General features: G+C 70.7%; 16 protein-coding genes and 1 riboswitch. Of the genes, 12 read left to right on the forward strand and 4 right to left on the reverse strand.

From position 1 onward, the window contains the following. Positions 1 to 10 precede the first annotated feature (10 nt). Positions 11 to 769 (reverse strand): SDR family oxidoreductase, encoded by a 759-nt coding sequence (locus tag AOK23_RS33035; RefSeq protein WP_055716218.1) that lies wholly within the window; start codon positions 767 to 769, stop codon positions 11 to 13. 435 nt (positions 770 to 1,204) lie between these two features. Next, a riboswitch (FMN riboswitch) is annotated at positions 1,205 to 1,335 on the forward strand. Between the two features lie 156 nt (positions 1,336 to 1,491). Here AOK23_RS33035 and AOK23_RS33040 point away from each other — a divergent pair. The 9 genes from AOK23_RS33040 to AOK23_RS33080 all read left to right on the forward strand — a co-directional run bounded on the left by AOK23_RS33040 (position 1,492) and on the right by AOK23_RS33080 (position 8,972). After that, positions 1,492 to 2,094, forward strand: a complete 603-nt coding sequence (locus AOK23_RS33040) for a riboflavin synthase (protein ID WP_055716219.1) — start codon at positions 1,492 to 1,494, stop codon at positions 2,092 to 2,094. Next, entirely contained in the window at positions 2,091 to 2,723 is a 633-nt protein-coding gene (locus tag AOK23_RS33045) for a nicotinamide mononucleotide transporter family protein (RefSeq protein WP_055716220.1), read from the forward strand. Before AOK23_RS33040 ends, AOK23_RS33045 begins: the two co-directional genes overlap by 4 nt. Further along, on the forward strand, positions 2,720 to 4,009 hold the full coding sequence (locus AOK23_RS33050) for a bifunctional 3,4-dihydroxy-2-butanone-4-phosphate synthase/GTP cyclohydrolase II (protein ID WP_055716221.1): 1,290 nt from the start codon (positions 2,720 to 2,722) through the stop codon (positions 4,007 to 4,009). Before AOK23_RS33045 ends, AOK23_RS33050 begins: the two co-directional genes overlap by 4 nt. Before the next feature lie 66 nt (positions 4,010 to 4,075). Further along, on the forward strand, positions 4,076 to 4,561 hold the full coding sequence (ribH, locus tag AOK23_RS33055) for a 6,7-dimethyl-8-ribityllumazine synthase (RefSeq protein WP_055537205.1): 486 nt from the start codon (positions 4,076 to 4,078) through the stop codon (positions 4,559 to 4,561). Between the two features lie 34 nt (positions 4,562 to 4,595). Next, positions 4,596 to 4,868, forward strand: a complete 273-nt coding sequence (locus AOK23_RS33060; protein WP_020128904.1) for a phosphoribosyl-ATP diphosphatase — start codon at positions 4,596 to 4,598, stop codon at positions 4,866 to 4,868. A gap of 54 nt (positions 4,869 to 4,922) precedes the next feature. Continuing rightward, positions 4,923 to 5,780, forward strand: coding sequence for an ATP phosphoribosyltransferase (hisG, locus tag AOK23_RS33065; protein WP_055716222.1), 858 nt, complete (start codon positions 4,923 to 4,925; stop codon positions 5,778 to 5,780). A 20-nt stretch (positions 5,781 to 5,800) separates the two neighbouring features. Beyond that, positions 5,801 to 6,256, forward strand: coding sequence for a PH domain-containing protein (locus AOK23_RS33070; protein ID WP_055716223.1), 456 nt, complete (start codon positions 5,801 to 5,803; stop codon positions 6,254 to 6,256). A 287-nt stretch (positions 6,257 to 6,543) separates the two neighbouring features. Beyond that, entirely contained in the window at positions 6,544 to 7,887 is a 1,344-nt protein-coding gene (locus AOK23_RS33075) for a hemolysin family protein (RefSeq protein ID WP_055716224.1), read from the forward strand. Further along, the gene (locus AOK23_RS33080; protein WP_055716225.1) at positions 7,884 to 8,972 is read left to right on the forward strand and encodes a hemolysin family protein; all 1,089 of its coding nucleotides are present in this window, start codon (positions 7,884 to 7,886) and stop codon (positions 8,970 to 8,972) included. The genes AOK23_RS33075 and AOK23_RS33080 overlap by 4 nt, the downstream gene beginning before the upstream one ends. 168 nt (positions 8,973 to 9,140) lie before the next feature. Here AOK23_RS33080 and AOK23_RS33085 read toward each other — a convergent pair whose 3' ends face one another. Together AOK23_RS33085 and AOK23_RS33090 are read right to left on the reverse strand one after the other, a co-directional pair. Continuing rightward, positions 9,141 to 11,009 (reverse strand): AAA family ATPase, encoded by a 1,869-nt coding sequence (locus AOK23_RS33085; protein WP_055716226.1) that lies wholly within the window; start codon positions 11,007 to 11,009, stop codon positions 9,141 to 9,143. A 435-nt stretch (positions 11,010 to 11,444) separates the two neighbouring features. Then, positions 11,445 to 12,098, reverse strand: coding sequence for a uridine kinase family protein (locus AOK23_RS33090; RefSeq protein WP_055716227.1), 654 nt, complete (start codon positions 12,096 to 12,098; stop codon positions 11,445 to 11,447). Positions 12,099 to 12,271: 173 nt separating this feature from the next. Between AOK23_RS33090 and AOK23_RS33095 the strand changes: the two genes are divergently transcribed. The 3 genes from AOK23_RS33095 to AOK23_RS33100 all read left to right on the forward strand — a co-directional run bounded on the left by AOK23_RS33095 (position 12,272) and on the right by AOK23_RS33100 (position 14,683). Beyond that, positions 12,272 to 13,657, forward strand: a complete 1,386-nt coding sequence (locus AOK23_RS33095; RefSeq protein ID WP_055716228.1) for a peptidase C39 family protein — start codon at positions 12,272 to 12,274, stop codon at positions 13,655 to 13,657. A 94-nt stretch (positions 13,658 to 13,751) separates the two neighbouring features. Then, the gene (locus AOK23_RS47250) at positions 13,752 to 13,895 is read left to right on the forward strand and encodes an SCO1431 family membrane protein (protein WP_107102931.1); all 144 of its coding nucleotides are present in this window, start codon (positions 13,752 to 13,754) and stop codon (positions 13,893 to 13,895) included. 128 nt (positions 13,896 to 14,023) lie between these two features. Next, a complete protein-coding gene (locus AOK23_RS33100; protein WP_055716229.1) occupies positions 14,024 to 14,683 on the forward strand; it encodes a TetR/AcrR family transcriptional regulator in 660 nt (219 codons plus the stop codon). Positions 14,684 to 14,754: 71 nt separating this feature from the next. Here AOK23_RS33100 and AOK23_RS33105 read toward each other — a convergent pair. Continuing rightward, on the reverse strand, positions 14,755 to 15,988 hold a 1,234-nt coding region (locus tag AOK23_RS33105), incomplete at its 5' end, for a glycoside hydrolase family 18 protein (RefSeq protein ID WP_055716230.1).

Consider the following 15,988-nt stretch of genomic DNA (forward strand, 5'->3'; position numbering starts at 1 on the left):
GCCCTTCGGCTCACCCCGTCGTCCGGCTCCGGCCGAACCGTTCGGCCACGTACTCCCCGAACGTCCCCTTGCCCACCGCCCTTTCCGGGGCCAGGTGGCCCCCGGCCCGGAACCCCGCGTACGCCTTGCCGAACAGGGGCACCGTCAGGAGGGCGCGGCGGCGGCCGGTGGCGGTCAGGTAGGTGCGGGCCAGCGTGTGGAGGCTGAGGACCTCCGGGCCGCCCATGTCCGGGACGCGGCCCGCGGGGGCGGACACGGCGAGCTCGGTCAGGCGGTCGGCGACCTCGGCGACGGCGATCGGCTGGTCGCTCACCCCGGCCGGCACCGGCATGACCGGAGACTTCGACAGGCCCTCGAAGAGCGTCACGAGCAGGTCGTGGAACTGGGTCGCCCGCAGCGTCGTCCAGCCCAGCCCCGACTCCTCGACCACCCGCTCGACCGCCAGCTTGCTCCGGTAGTAGCCGAACGGCACCCGGTCGACGCCGACGATCGAGATGTACACGAGGTGCCCCACCCCGGCCCGCCGCGCCGCGGCGATCAGATTCGCCGCCGCCTTCTCGTCGCCCCCGCGTGGCGAGGACGCACAGTGCACCACCGTGTCCACCCCCGCCAGCGCCGAGTCCAGCCCGCTCCCGCCCGCGACCAGATCGACGGCGTACGGCTGCGCGTGCCGACTGAGCACCCGCACCTCGTGCCCGTCCGCCCGCAGCCGTTCGGTGACGCGCCGGCCGAGGACACCGGTCCCGCCGGTCACCAGGATCGTGGTCATGTTGTCCAACCTTTCGACACCGGCGCTCCCCACGGAACGCCTTCGACAGCTATGACCGGACAGCACACGTGGAATGTGACACGGGGCGGGGAACCCACCGGACGGCGAGGGAGGGGGACCCGGCGGCGGGGCAAGGGCCGTCGTCACCGCCGCCGGGCCGACTGGGGGCGGCCGGCGCGCCTTCGGGACGAGTAACCGCGATCGCAGACCTTAAAAGGACTAGACCAACCTGGTCAATGGGTCCGGCGTGCCGTCCGGCAGGTCTCGACGCGGTCCGACTGGGGCCGGTGGGGCGGAAATTGACTCGTGATCAGTCAGGGCCCGGCCTCCGCGTCACGCGCCGTAGAAGTCCAGTGACACCATCTGTGAGCCACCCCACAGTCATCACCCGCATGGGTGCCGATCAGGCGTGGCACACTGGCCATGTACCAGAAGCAGCGCACTCCGGGGTCGGTGAAAGTCCGAACCGGCGGTTACAGTCCGCGACCCGGTCGCTTCCAGCGGCCGGTTGACCAGGTGAAATTCCTGGACCGACGGTTAAAGTCCGGATGGGAGGCAGTGCGCGGCGGGCGGGCATGCGTGCGCGCCGCCGACTGTTGTCGGCCTGCTCCAGCAGGAGTGGGTCCTCCACACGGCGTCGCCCCCTGTGCCGTTGTCCGCTGATCTCTGTCGTCTTCGACAGCCCCGGAGTCCGAGCCCTACGAGGCAGGAGGACCCGGGAAGTGTTCACCGGAATCGTCGAAGAGCTGGGTGAGGTCACCGCCGTCGAGAACCTCGGCGACTCCTCCCGCTTCCGACTGCGTGGCCCCGTCGTCACCCAGGGGGCGAAGCACGGCGACTCCATCGCCGTCAACGGCGTCTGTCTCACCGTCGTGGAGCACGAGGACGACTGGTTCACCGCCGACGTCATGGCGGAGACCCTCGACCGCTCCAGCCTCGGCGCCCTCACCGTCGGCTCCCGCGTCAACCTCGAACGCCCCATGGCCGTCGGCGAACGCCTCGGCGGCCACATCGTGCAGGGCCACGTCGACGGCACCGGCCAGGTCATCGAGCGCAAGCCGTCCGAGAACTGGGAGATCGTCAAGATCTCGCTCCCCGCCGACCTCACCCGGTACGTCGTGGAGAAGGGCTCCATCACCGTCGACGGCATCAGCCTCACCGTCGTCGAGGCCGGCACCGACCACTTCACCGTCAGCCTCATCCCCACCACCCTCGACCTGACGACCCTCGGCCGCAAGCAGCCCGGCGACCCGGTCAACCTCGAGGTCGACGTCATCGCCAAGTACGTCGAGCGGCTCCTCGGATCGCAAGGGGCCACGCGGTGAACTCGCTGAACTCGGTCGCCTTCACCGTGTTCGACCAGCAGATCCGCTGGTCGGACATGATCGGGAACATCTTCGGCCTGATCGCCCTCGCCCTCGGCGCCGTACGCTCCCTGTGGAACTGGCCCGTGCAGTTCCTCTCCGGGCTCATCCTCTTCGGTGCCTTCGCCGGCCACCTCACCGGCAGCGCCGGCAAGCAGGTCATCGTCATGGCCGTCGCCGCGTACGGCTGGTGGCAGTGGAACCGCACCAAGGGGCAGGCCGCGGACGGTGCCATCGCCCCCCGCTTCGCCACCTGGCGCGAACGCGGCTACCTCCTCGCCGGCGCCGCCCTCGGCACCCTCGCCGTCGGCGGACTCTTCACCGCGTTCCCCACCCTGTCCTGGGACCCCTGGCCGGACGCGTACATCTTCACCGGCACCATCGTCGCCATGTACGCCCAGGCACGCGGCATGGTCGAGTTCTGGTTCGCCTGGCTGCTGGTCGACCTCGTGGGCGTACCGCTCAACTTCGCCAACGGCTACGCCTTCTCCGGTTTCGTCTACATCATCTACGGCGCGCTCGTCCTGTGGGGCATGCGCGACTGGTGGCTGCGGTCCCGCAAGCCCGCCCTGGAAGGAGCCCCAGCATGACCATGGCGCCGATTCTCTACAGCACCGACGACATCGAGAACTTCGGGCTCGACCCCGTGGAGCAGGCCATCGCCGACATCGCGGCCGGCCGCCCCGTCGTGGTCGTCGACGACGAGGACCGGGAGAACGAGGGCGACCTCGTCATCGCCGCCGAGAAGGCCACCCCCGAGATCGTCGCCTTCATGATGAGCGAATGCCGGGGCATGATCTGCGCCCCCATGGAGGGCGACGAACTGGACCGGCTCGAACTGCCGCAGATGGTGCAGCAGAACACCGAGTCCATGCGCACCGCCTTCACCGTCACCGTCGACGCCGCCCCCGAGCACGGAGTCACCACCGGCATCTCCGCCTCCGACCGCTCCACCACGCTCCAACTGCTGGCGAGCGGCACGGCCCGGCCCACCGACTTCGTCCGCCCCGGCCACATCTTCCCGCTGCGCGCCCGCGCCGGCGGCGTCCTCGTGCGCGACGGCCACACCGAGGCCGCCGTCGACCTCGCCCGCCTCGCGGGCCTCCGCCCGGCCGGCGCCATCGTCGAGATCGCCGGCGAGGACGGCCGCATGCTGCGCCTGCCCGAGCTGATCCCCTTCGCCCGCAAGCACGGCCTGACGATCATCTCCATCGAGGACCTGATCGCCTACCGCCGCTCCTCCGAGCCCACCGTCAAGCGCGAGGCGAAGACCCAGCTCCCCACCGCCTTCGGCGACTTCACCGCCTACGGCTACCGCTCCACCGTCGACGGCGTCGAGCACGTCGCCCTCGTCCACGGCGAGATCGGCGACGGCGAGGACGTCCTCGTCCGCGTCCACTCCGAATGCCTCACCGGCGACGTCTTCCACTCCCTGCGCTGCGACTGCGGCCCCCAGCTGGAGACCTCCCTCGAACGCATCGCCACCGAGGGCCGCGGCGTCGTCGTCTACCTCCGCGGCCACGAGGGACGCGGCATCGGTCTGCTGTCCAAGCTGCGCGCCTACGAACTCCAGGAACGCGGCCGCGACACCCTCGACGCCAACCTCGAACTGGGCCTGCCCGCCGACGCCCGTGACTACGGCGCCGGCGCCCAGATCCTCCGCGACCTCGGCGTCCGCAGCCTCCGGCTGCTGACCAACAACCCCGAGAAGACCGACGCCCTCGTCCGACACGGCCTCGCCGTCACCGGCCGCGAACCGATGCCCGTCCGCGCGGGCGAGCACAACCTCCGCTACCTGCGCACCAAGCGGGACCGGATGGGCCACGACCTGCCCTGGCTGGACACGACCACCGTGACCACCTGCGGCGAGCAGTAAAGAAGCCGAACCACCAGAACCACAGCACGACCGTCTCGAACCGAGATTCAGGAACCAAGGAGCAACGTGAGCGGCAAGGGCGCACCCGAACTGTCCGTCAGCAACGTCGGCGACCTGCGCGTCGCGGTCATCGCGGCCCAGTGGCACGAGAAGGTGATGGACGGCCTCGTCGACGGCGCCCTGCGCGCCCTGCACGACCTGGGCATCGACGAGCCGACCCTCCTGCGCGTCCCCGGCAGCTGGGAGCTCCCGGTCGTCGCCAAGGTCCTCGCCGGCCGCGGCTACGACGCCATCGTCGCCCTCGGCGTCGTCATCCGCGGCGGCACCCCCCACTTCGAGTACGTGTGCCAGGGCGTCACCCAGGGCCTCACCCAGGTCTCCGTCGACACCGGCGTCCCCGTCGGCTTCGGCGTACTGACCTGCGACACCGAGGAGCAGGCCCTGGACCGCGCCGGTATCGAGGGCTCCAACGAGGACAAGGGGCACGAGGCGGTGACCGCGGCCGTGGCGACCGCGGCCACGCTCCGCTCAGTATCTGAACCCTGGCGCTGAGGCACGCCCGTGACGGCGTAGTGTGGGGCCCACCATGTCCAAGAAGACGTTCGAGGAGCTCTTCACCGAGCTCCAGCAGAAGGCTGCCAACGGCGACCCCGCCACCTCCCGCACCGCCGAACTGGTCGGGAAGGGCGTCCATGCCATCGGTAAGAAGGTCGTCGAAGAGGCCGCCGAGGTCTGGATGGCCGCCGAGTACGAGGGCAAGGAAGCGGCCGCCGAGGAGATCTCGCAGCTGCTGTACCACGTCCAGGTGATGATGGTCGCCCGCGGCATCTCCCTGGACGACGTGTACGCCCACCTCTGAGCCGTCCCCCCCGCACACATCTCCGCACCCACGAGAACGAAGGAAGCCTGCCTCATGCTGCGCATCGCCGTCCCCAACAAGGGTTCCCTGTCCGGCCCTGCGGGGGAGATGCTGCATGAGGCCGGCTACCTCCAGCGCCGGGAGTCCAAGGAACTGCGGATCGTCGACCCGGAGAACGAGGTCGAGTTCTTCTACCTCCGCCCCCGCGACATCGCGATCTACGTCTCCTCCGGCCGGCTCGACATCGGCATCACCGGCCGCGACCTGCTGATCGACTCCGGCGCCAACGCCGAGGAGATCCTCCCGCTCGGCTTCGCCCGCTCCACCTTCCGCTTCGCCGCCAAGCCCGGCACGGCGGCCGGCATCGCCGACCTCAAGGGCAAGACCGTCGCCACCTCGTACGAGGGCATCGTCGCGGGTCACCTCGCCGACCACGGCATCGACGCCTCCGTCGTCCACCTCGACGGCGCCGTCGAGACCGCCATCGAACTGGGTGTCGCCGAGGTCATCGCCGACGTCGTCGAGACCGGGACCTCCCTGCGCAACGCGGGCCTGGAGGTCTTCGGCGAGCCGATCATGAAGTCCGAGGCCGTCGTCATCCGCCGCGTCGACGCGGACACCTCCTCGGAGAACGAGCCCAAGGTGCAGCAGTTCCTGCGCCGCCTCCAGGGCGTCCTCGTGGCCCGCACCTACGTGATGATGGACTACGACTGCCGCGTCGAGCAGTTGGAGAAGGCCGTCGCCCTCACCCCGGGCCTGGAGTCACCGACCGTCTCGCCGCTGCACAACGAGGGCTGGGTCGCCGTACGCGCCATGGTCCCGGCCAAGGAGGCCCAGCGGATCATGGACGACCTGTACGACATCGGTGCCCGGGCCATCCTGACCACCGCCATCCACGCCTGCCGCCTCTGAGTTCCGGGGAGTCGTACGCGATGTCGGATCTGCCCGCCCTGCCGGTCACCTTCCGGCCGGGGCGCACCCGGGCCGTCCTGCTGACCGCCGCCGCGGCGATCTTCGTGGTCATCACGGTGGTCGCGCTGCTGCTGCCGACCCTCGGCCCGGGGGAGCGGCTCAGCTTCGTCTTCACGGCGGCCCTGCTCGCCGGGGTGCTGTGTCTGCTCTCCCGGCCCAAGGTGGTCGCCGACGAGTTCGGAGTGACCGTCGTCAACATCGCCGGGAGGCGCCGGCTCGGCTGGGCGGAGATCGTCCAGGTGAACCTGCGGGTCGGCGACCCCTGGGTCTTCCTCGACCTCACCGACGGCACCAGCCTGCCCGCGCTCGGCATCCAGCCCGGCATCGCCAAGCAGCACGCCATCGAGGACGCCCGCACCCTGAGGGCACTGGTCGAGGCCCGCTCCGTCGGTGAACCCGAACAGCCCCGGGGCTGACACCGGGTGACCCCGGACTGACAGCGAGCGCATCCGGGGCGCCCCCGAGCAGGCTCGGGGCCGACGCAGGGGAAGATCGGGGCCGACTCAGGGCCGCCGCCCCTGCCGTACCGGCCCATGTCTTGATTAATCTGTTGGCGGAGGCGTTTTCGTTGCGCCTCCGCCACTGTTGTGCCACCGGGTACACCAGTGGCCCCCTGCTACTTCGAGGAGTGACTCCTTCCAGCGATGGACGGATCGTCCTGTAGTACCTGCGCCGCCCCCTCCCGACCTATCGAGGCGGCGGCATGACCATCCCTCTGCTGCTGCTCGCAGCCGCTTTCCTCCTGATCCTCGCCAACGGCTTCTTCGTGGCCGCCGAGTTCGGCCTCGTCACGGTCGAGCGACCGGACGCGGAGAAGGCCGCGGCCGAGGGCGACCGCCGGGCCCACAAGGTGGTGGGCGCCCTCAAGGAGCTGTCCTTCCAACTCTCCGGCACCCAGCTCGGCATCACCATCACCTCACTCGTCGTCGGCATGCTCGCCGAACCGGCGCTCGCGGAGCTGCTCCACGGCCCGTTCACCGCGATCGGCATACCCGAAGGCGCGGTCTCCGGAGTCTCCGTCGTCGTCGGCATGCTGCTGGCGTCCGCCGTGCAGATGGTGATCGGCGAACTGGTCCCGAAGAACTGGGCGGTGTCGCGGCCGATGCAGGTCGCCCGCTTCGTCGCGGGCCCCCAGTACGTCTTCTCCCGCCTGTTCCGCCCGGTCATCGCCGGCCTCAACGCCGTCGCGAACCGGCTGGTCCGCGCGTTCGGCGTCGAACCCGCCGAGGAACTGGCCTCCGCCCGCACCCCCGACGAACTGGTCTCCCTGGCCCGTCATTCCGCGCAGGCCGGCGCCCTGGAACAGGACACGGCCGACCTCTTCGTCCGCACGCTGTCCCTCGGCGAGCTGACCGCGGAGAACGTGATGACGCCCCGCGTGAAGGTCAGCGCCCTGCAGTCCTCGGCCACCGCCGAGGACGTGGTCAACCTGACCCGCGCCACCGGCCTGTCCCGCTTCCCCGTCTACCGGGAGCGGATCGACGAGATCGTCGGCATGGTCCACCTCAAGGACGCCCTCGCCATCCCGGCCCGGGACCGGCTGCACACCCCGGTCGGCCATATCGCCAAGGCCCCGCTGCTCGTGCCGGAGACGCTGCCCGTGCAGCCGCTCCTGGCCCGGCTGCGCAGCGAACAGCCCATCGCCGTCGTCGTCGACGAGTACGGCGGCACGGCCGGCGTGGTGACCCTGGAGGACATCGTCGAGGAACTGGTCGGCGAGGTCCGCGACGAGCACGACGGGCAGGACCTGCCCGAACTGGCCGACGCCCCGCCCGAGGACGGCCGCCCCGCCTGGGACGTCGACGGCAGCTGCCGGGTCGACGTGCTCCAGCGCATAGGCCTCGACGTGCCCGAGGGCCCCTACGAGACGGTCGCGGGCCTCGTCGCCGACCTGCTCGGCCGAATCCCGGCGCCGGGCGACAAGGCGGAGCTGCCCGGCTGGCGGCTGGCGGTGCGCCAGGTCGGGCACTACCGCGCCGAGAGGGTACGGCTCGTGCGCACGGCCCCCGCTCCCGAACCCCTCACCCTGGCGGAGGCGGCCCGATGAGCGTGCTCCAACTCCTGTTCGCCCTGCTCCTCGTGCTCGCCAACGGCTTCTTCGTCGGCGCCGAGTTCGCCCTGGTCTCGGTCCGCCGCAGCCAGATCGAACCGCTCGGCACGGCACGGTCCCGACAGGTCCTCCACGGCCTGGAGAACCTGCCGCAGATGATGGCGGCGGCCCAGTTCGGCATCACGATCTGCTCCCTGACGCTCGGCGCGGTCGCGGAGCCCACCGTGGCGAAGCTGCTTGAACCGGTGTTCGAGGCGATCCATCTGCCGCACGGGATGATCCACCCCCTGGGGTATGTCATCGCACTGGCCGTGGTGGTCTTCCTGCACCTCGTCATCGGCGAGATGCTGCCGAAGAACCTGGCGATGGCGGCGCCCGAGAAGACGGCGCTGTGGCTGAGCCCCGGCCTCGTCGCCTTCGCGCGTGTCTGCGGACCGGTCACGGTGGGCCTCGGTGCCTGCGCCCGGGTCATCCTGAAGATCTTCCGCGTCGAGCCCAAGGACGAGGTGGAGGCGGTCTTCACCAGCGTCCAGCTCGGTCGGCTGGTCGAGGACTCGGGCCAGGCGGGACTGCTGGACCCCGAGGAACAGGAACGCCTGGAGGACGCGCTGGAGCTGGGCTCCCGCCCGGTCACGGACGTCCTGCTCAAGCGCGACTCGCTGGTGACGGTGGGCCCCTCGGTCACCCCCGCGCAGGTGGTGGCCCTGACCGCCCGCACCGGCTACTCCCGCTTCCCGGTGGTCGCGGAGACCGGCGCGTTCATGGGGCGCTACCTCCACGTCAAGGACGTCCTCGACGTGGAGGACTCCGACCGGGCCGTCCCCCAGCAGGTGTGGCGCCCCATGACCACCCTCCGCTCGGAACTCCCCCTCGACGACGCGCTCACGGTCATGCGCCGCGCGGCCACGCACCTCGCGCAGGTCGTCGACGCGTCCGGCAAGGTCCTCGGCCTGGTCGCCCTGGAGGACGTCCTGGAACTCCTCGTGGGCGAGGTCCGCGACCCGGCCCATCGTCAGGCTCCGCCGGTACGCCTGGCAGAACCGAGGACGACGGGATCCCCGGAGAACGTCCTGGCGAGCTGAGGTCCACTGCCGCGGGTCATGTGCGGGCGGGTGGGGGCTGGTCGCGCAGCTTCCCGCGCTCCTGGAGGGCACGGGGCCCAGCCCCGGTCGCTTTTCAGGGGNNGAGAAACCACGACGCACCCGCCAACGCACGCGCACCCCCGAGCCCCAGGGCGCCCCCACCGGAGGTCACCGGCCTGAAGGATCCTGCGGCCCCCGTCCCGACAAGACCTCCCCGTACGCCTGCATCAGATCCGGCAACCGCAGCGTCGACAGATCGTCCCGCGTCGGCACGCTCGGATACCCCGACAGCCGCAGATCCCGGTACGCGCAGCTCTTCTCGTACAGCGTCCGCAGGAACCGCCCGTTGCCCAGTTCGTCGATCCACCCCTGCTCGACGACATGTCCGGCGATGGAGCGCAGCTCCTCCAGCGCCTCCTCGTCCCACACGTCCCCGTTCTCCGCGGCGAGCACCTCACCGATCGAGGTGAGCTCCAGCGGCCGGTAGGAGGGGAAGTCGACCCGCGTCGTGAACCGCGACGACAGTCCGGGGTTCGTGGCGAGCAACCGGTCCATCCCCTCCGGGTACCCCGCGAGGATCACCACGAGATGGTCCCGGTTGTCCTCGGCCCGCTTCAGCAACACCTGAAGCGCCTCGTCGCCGTACGCGTCCCCCTTGCCGTAGCCGGAGTTGGACAGGGAGTACGCCTCGTCCACGAACAGCACCCCGCCGATCGCCGAGTCGATCAGCTCGTTGGCCTTCACGGCGGTCTGGCCGAGGTACTCACCGACGAGATCCGCCCGCTGGGCCTCCACCAGATGGTCGCCGCCCAGCAGCCCGAGCGCGTAGAAGACCCGGCCCAGTATTCGGGCGACGGTCGTCTTTCCCGTCCCGGACGGCCCGGAGAAGACGAAGTGCCGCTTGGGGGGCTGCACGGGCAGCCCCTGCCCGGCCCGCAGCCGCGCCATGTTCAGCTGCGCGGACAACGCCTTGACCTGTCGTTTGACCGGTTCCAGGCCGACCATCCGCTCCAGCTCGGCGAGCGCCTCCTCCAGCAGCTCGGGATCGGTCGGCCCGGCCGGCAGCGGATCGATCCGCACCACGGACTTCTGCCGTACGAAGGTGTCGCCCGCCTCGGGCGGCAGCCCGCCGGGCGGCACGGGGTCCGGATCGGAGAGCTTCAGGTCCCGGCCCTCGGTGTCGAAGAGCGGGTCGAGACCGTCGCTCCCGTCGAGCGCGTCCTGCCCGATCCCGGCGAGCGCGATCGCCGCGAGGTCCGCCGCGTCGTCGTACCCGTCGCCCTCGGAGATGGCCGCGAGTCGCGCGGAGGTGTCCATGAAGGCAGGGTCGACCCGGTGCACGGCCCGGTAGAGCGGCAGTGCGGCGGCGCTGCGCCCGGTCCCCTCGTGGGCCCGGGCCAGCCAGTACCGCAGTTCCTTGCGCTGCGGCTGCTCGCTGCGGCAGCGCATCAGCGCCGCGGACAGCAGCGGCTCGGCCTGCCCGTACGTCTCCAGCCGTACCCGGGCCATACCGCCGAAGAGGCCGGCCTCGATTCCGAGCAGGGGGTCGTCGAGGAGGGGATCGGTGTGCCGGACCAGCTGCTCCCAGTCCTTGACGAGGTAGGCGCGGCAGGCGTGCAGGAAGCGCACCTGGGAGTCGGCGTCCACCGGCGGCAGCCCCGCGAGCGCCCGGTCCAGTTCGGGGACGTGGCGCCCGTCCAGCCAGTGCGAGGCATGGGCGAGGAGCAGGTCGCGCGGGGTCTCCAGGACCGGCTGGACCCACCAGCCGAGCCAGTACCAGGAATTGAGGGTGCGCCGATGGCGGGCCCGTTGCTCCCCGAAGCGCTCCCGGTGCCGGAACATCCGCAGCAGGGCGGTCGTCGTGTCCACCCGCAGCGCGTGCAGCCCGAGCCAGCCGTCGGCCATGCCCGGATCCATCCGCACCGCCGCGCGGAACTCCTCCTCCGCCTGCGGATACGCGCCCATGGTGTAGGCGTCCACGCCTCGCAGCCAGGCGAGGTCGGCCGGAGCCTCGTGGCCCCGCGAGCCGAAGTCCATCACGTCCCCCACAAACCGTGCCCCCGTGTGGAAACCGAACGGGCCGGTGCCCGTCGGCAGCCTTCTCGAACCGCTGTGCCGCGGACGGGAGTTGCTTGGGTCACGTTGCCGCAACCGTCCGAAGGTCGCACCCAGGGCATCGTACCTGCGGGTCGGGCGCCCTTCGAAGGGTGCCGCAGGGCTCGAATTGCGAGGTGGGAGCAGACGGGGCGCATAGCGCACGGTGACCGAGGGTGAAGGAATCGTGCGGGGGGAGGGGCCCGGAGACCGGCCGAGGGCAGAACGAAGCCCCCGATCACGGGGGAACAACCGGGGGCTTCGCGTAGGAGGGCGGCTCCCATGGGCCGCACATTCAGAACGTAAGACCTGTACGGGCCCTCGGTCAAGCCGAGTTGAGGCACTCGGAGAAGTTCTCCAGCACGGCTCTTCACAAGTTCAGCACATTGCCGATGGGTCGTCACCCTGAGTGAGGTCGGGCCTCGAACGTGGAGTCACACCAGGTCCCGCCAGCACCTCGTACCCCGCCTTTCCCCCACGAATCAGAAGGTCGGCGAACGGTCGGGAGGGGTCCTCGGCGAAGTGCCGGCGTTCCGCCCGGACCCATCCGGCCCAGAACTCACTCTGTTCCGTCCCGTCCCGTGCCCGCCCCCGCGCCCAGGCCTCCTCGTCCGGCAGCTCCATCCACACCAGCCCCGCCAGATACGGCCGCAGCGCCCGGCGTCCCGCACCGACCCCCTCGACGACGATCACGGGTTCCGGCGGCAGGGCGACGCGGGGGCCGAAGGTCCGCTCCCGCCAGTCGTAGGGGGCGTAGTGCGCGGTCCCGCCGAGCCGCAGTGGTTCGACCACTTGGCCCAGCAGCCGCTCGGTCCACGCGAACAGTTCCTCATGGGTGGCGATGTCGTCCAGATGGAGTACGGGGGCGTCTCCGAGCGCGTGGGCCAGCCGCCCGGCGAACGTGGTCTTCCCGGAGCCCGCGTGCCCGTCGACGCCGATGAGCCGGACCGGCCCGCAGGAGGGCGGCAGCAGCCGCAGCCGGTCGGCCAGATCGCTGACGGCGGGGTCCTCGGAGGCGGGGGAGATGCGCATGGGGCGATTGAACACCGGGACGGGCGACACCGGAACGCGCCAGTGGTATCGACCAATATTGGAGGGCGTGGCGAGGCCCGAGGTGCTGGCAGAAGTCCGCGTCCGGCGTCCATAGTTGGCGAACAGTCGTGCGTCTGAACTGTCTTTCCCGGACCACTGGGGGTCACCCGCCCATGTCGAGACTTTCCGAGCCGTCCCGCAGGACCGTCCTGACCGCAGCCGTCGCCACCGCCGCCGCGGCGGCCGTCCCGGCAGCCGTCCCGGCCACCGCCGCCGCGCCACCGGTCCGGACCGAGGCCCCCGCTCGCCCGGCGCGCGCACCGGAGCGCCTCGTCGACCACCACGGCTGGACGTCGTACGCGGACTGGTGCCGCGGCACCTCCAAGGGCAGCCGCGCGCAGGCCGGGAAGCGGCCGGGGCTGGTGATCGGCTCCCCGGCCGGCACCACCGACTACACCGACCCGCACACCGGCCGCACGGCCACCTGGGAGTACGCGACCTGGACGTCGCCCGTGCACCGGCTCGCCGTGCCCGCCACCGAGGTCATCCCCTCCTGGAACGCCCGCACCCCGGACGGCACCTGGGTCCAGATCGAACTGCGGGGCACCTACTCCGACGGCACCGACACCCCCTGGTACGTGATGGGCCGGTGGGCGTCGGGCGACAAGGACATCCGGCGGACCTCCCTCGACGGGCAGAAGGACGGCCGGAGCAGCGTCTGGACGGACACCTTCGCGATCGACGACCCGGCCACGGGGCTGCGTCTCGCCTCGTACCGGCTGCGGCTGACGCTCCACCGCACCCCCGGCACCCGCCTCACCCCCACGGTCTGGCGGGTCGGCGCGATGGGCTCCGACGTCCCCGACCGCTTCACCGTCCCGGCCTCCACCCCCGGCCTCGCACGCGAGCTGGACGTCCCGCGCTACTCCCAGGAGACCCACAAGGGCCAGTACCCGGAGTACGACAACGGAGGCGAGGCCTGGTGCAGCCCCACCTCCTCCCAGATGATCATCGAGTACTGGGGGCGGAAGCCCAACACCGAGGACCTGGCCTGGGTCAACCCGGAGTACGCGGACCCCCAGGTGTGCCACGCCGCCCGGTTCACCTACGACCACGAGTACCAGGGCTGCGGCAACTGGCCCTTCAACGCCGCCTACGCCGCCACCTACCGGGACCTCCAGGGCGTGGTGACCCGGCTGGACTCGCTCACCGACCTGGAGAAGCTGATCGCGGCGGGCATCCCGGTGATCACCTCCCAGTCGTTCCTCGCCACCGAGCTGACCGGGGCGGGCTACGGCACGGCCGGCCACCTGATGACGGTGATCGGCTTCACCGCCGACGGGGACGTCATCGCCAACGACCCGAACTCCTCGACCAACGAGGCGGTCCGCCGCGTCTACCTGCGGCGCGAGTGGGAGAACATCTGGCTGCGGACCAAGCGGTACAACGCCTCCGGCAAGGTCGTCTCCGGCACCGGCGGCGTCTGCTACCTCTACTTCCCCGCGAGGCCCACCGCCCGCCAGCGCGCGGCGCTCACGGCGGTCGGGGTGCGTGTGTGACCAAGGTCTCGGCCGCGACCTCCCCGACCGGTGGCAAGGTGGACGAACGGTAGGGGGGAAGTCCACCGCACGTCGATCACACCAGTGAGCTGCCATGACCGCGACCTCTGCCACCGCCGACGTCCGCACCCGCACGGGCGGCCCCGAGGACGACGGCCCCGAGATCGTCGAACACGTCATGGGCTGGACCCTCGTCGTGGTCGTCGCGATGCTGGTGGTTCAGCTGGGTCTGCTGTGACCCGCCCCCCTGCCGATCCCGAGGCCTGATCCACTGCCTGATCCTGTCGATCAGAGTCGAACAAGCTGGTGGTGCGGGTCTGCCATACTGCGGGTTGTCCCGCTGGCAGTTGGAGACCAGGACCGAAATTGAACAGCAGTCAACAGCGTGGGATCGAACGTCCGCGGGCCCGGGGCACCGACCGATCCCTAGCGCGCCGCGCCGAACTCATCTCCATCGGGCGCAGGTTGTTCGCGGACACGTCCTACGACACGCTGTCGATGGACGACATCGCGAAGCAGGCGCATGTGGCCAAGGGACTGATCTACTACTACTTCAAGTCCAAGCGCGGCTACTACCTCGCGATCGTCGAGGACTCGGTGGCCGACCTGATCACGCATGCGGCCAGTGGCCTCCGACTCCCCCCGGTGGAGCGGGTGCAGCGCACCATCGACTGCTATCTGCGCTACGCCCAGGACAACCAGGCCGCCTACCGTACGATCGTCAGCGGAGGCGTCGGCTTCGACACCCAGGTGCACGCCATCCGGGACGGCGTCCGCGAGGCCATCGTCGCCACCATCGCCGAGGGCGCCTACGGCAGAAGCGACATAGCCCCGGTGGTCCGCATGGGCCTGTTCGGCTGGGTCTGCGGGGTCGAGGGCGCCACCCTCGACTGGATCGACCGCCCGGGGCTGGACCACGACACGATGCGCGAGCTGCTGGTCAAGATGCTGGGCGGGGCACTGCGCGCCATCGAGGAGATCGACCCTTCGTACGCCGCCCCGGCGCCGGCCCGCCGCGACGGCTGACCGGCCGGATCACCGGGGACGGGGCGGAGGCCCGCCGTCGGCCCTCCGCCCCAATTGCCGTGCCTCCGGAGTCAGTTGATCGCCCTGATCAGCTCGCCGTCCGGGGTGTCACCACTGAGCTCCCAGAAGAAGGTGCCGCCGAGGCCCTGCGCCTTCTTGTACTTCATCTTCCCCTTGACCGTCGCCGGGGTGTCGTAGCTCCACCACTCGTCCCCGCACTTGGCGTAGGCGGTGCCGCCCACCCTGCCGTTCGCCGGGCACCTGGTCCTGAGCACCTTGTAGTCCTCGTAACCGGCCTCGTACGTGCCCGGGGCGGGGCCGGTGGCGGTGCCGCCGGGCGCCGATGCGGTGACCCCCGTCCAGCCCCGCCCGTAGAAGCCGAGGCCGAGCAACAGCTTGGAGGACGGGATGCCGAGGCTCTTGAGCTTCGCGATGGTCGACGCGGTGTTGAAGACCGGGTTCGCGATGCCGGGGTACGGATACAGCGGCGAGTGCGGGGCGGTGGTCGCGTCCCAGGCGCCGAAGTAGTCGTACGTCATCGGGTTGTACCAGTCGACGTACTTCGCGGCGCCCGCGTAGTCGGCCGCGTCGATCCTGCCGCCCTTCGAGGCGTCGGCCGTGATCGCGGCGGTGACCAGTTCCTTCTTGCCGAATCGTTTGCGCAGTGCCGCCATCAGGTCCTCGAAGGACTCCCTGCCGCTGGTGTCGCAGGTGAGACCGCAGGCGTTGGGGTACTCCCAGTCGATGTCTATGCCGTCGAAGACGTCCTTCCAGCGGGAGTTCTCGACGAGGTCGTAGCAGGAGTTCGCGAAGGCCTCGGGGTTCTTCGCCGCCTCGCCGAAGCCGCCGGACCAGGTCCAGCCGCCGAACGACCAGACGATCTTGAGCTTCGGGTGCAGCTTCTTGAGCTTGCGGAGCTGGTTGAAGCTGCCGCTCAACGGCTGGTCGGCGGTGTCGGCGACGCCGTCCACGGACTCCTCCGCCGTGAACGGCTTGTCGGCGTCCGCCCAGGGGTCGCCGAGCGCGCACTTGCCGTCGACGACGTTGCCGAAGGCGTAGTTGATGTGGGTGAGCCGGTCCGCCGAACCGGACGTCTCGATGTTCTTGACGTAGTACTGGCGGCCGTAGATGCCCCAGTCGATGAAGTAGCCGACGACCTTGGAGCCGGGGGCCGCCTGCCGTGCGGCCGCACCGGCCGCCGTCTCGTCGGCGGACGCGGGGCCCGCGCCGGCCAGGAGTCCCGCGCCGAGGGCGGCGCAACACGCGGTGGAGAGCAGCGCCCGGGATCGGGTGCGGGGGTGGGAG

The sequence above is a fragment of the Streptomyces torulosus genome, assembly GCF_001419765.1.
GTDB lineage: Bacteria > Actinomycetota > Actinomycetes > Streptomycetales > Streptomycetaceae > Streptomyces > Streptomyces torulosus.

Bases quoted from the DNA above. Each gene is read 5' to 3' on its own strand.
- AOK23_RS33035 (WP_055716218.1), bottom strand. From the start codon at position 769: ATGACCACGATCCTGGTGACCGGCGGGACCGGTGTCCTCGGCCGGCGC.
- AOK23_RS33050 (WP_055716221.1), top strand. From the start codon at position 2,720: ATGACCATGGCGCCGATTCTCTACAGCACCGACGACATCGAGAACTTC.
- AOK23_RS33060 (WP_020128904.1), top strand. From the start codon at position 4,596: ATGTCCAAGAAGACGTTCGAGGAGCTCTTCACCGAGCTCCAGCAGAAG.
- hisG (WP_055716222.1), top strand. From the start codon at position 4,923: ATGCTGCGCATCGCCGTCCCCAACAAGGGTTCCCTGTCCGGCCCTGCG.
- AOK23_RS33070 (WP_055716223.1), top strand. From the start codon at position 5,801: ATGTCGGATCTGCCCGCCCTGCCGGTCACCTTCCGGCCGGGGCGCACC.
- AOK23_RS33075 (WP_055716224.1), top strand. From the start codon at position 6,544: ATGACCATCCCTCTGCTGCTGCTCGCAGCCGCTTTCCTCCTGATCCTC.
- AOK23_RS33080 (WP_055716225.1), top strand. From the start codon at position 7,884: ATGAGCGTGCTCCAACTCCTGTTCGCCCTGCTCCTCGTGCTCGCCAAC.
- AOK23_RS33085 (WP_055716226.1), bottom strand. From the start codon at position 11,009: ATGGACTTCGGCTCGCGGGGCCACGAGGCTCCGGCCGACCTCGCCTGG.
- AOK23_RS33090 (WP_055716227.1), bottom strand. From the start codon at position 12,098: ATGCGCATCTCCCCCGCCTCCGAGGACCCCGCCGTCAGCGATCTGGCC.
- AOK23_RS33095 (WP_055716228.1), top strand. From the start codon at position 12,272: ATGTCGAGACTTTCCGAGCCGTCCCGCAGGACCGTCCTGACCGCAGCC.
- AOK23_RS47250 (WP_107102931.1), top strand. From the start codon at position 13,752: ATGACCGCGACCTCTGCCACCGCCGACGTCCGCACCCGCACGGGCGGC.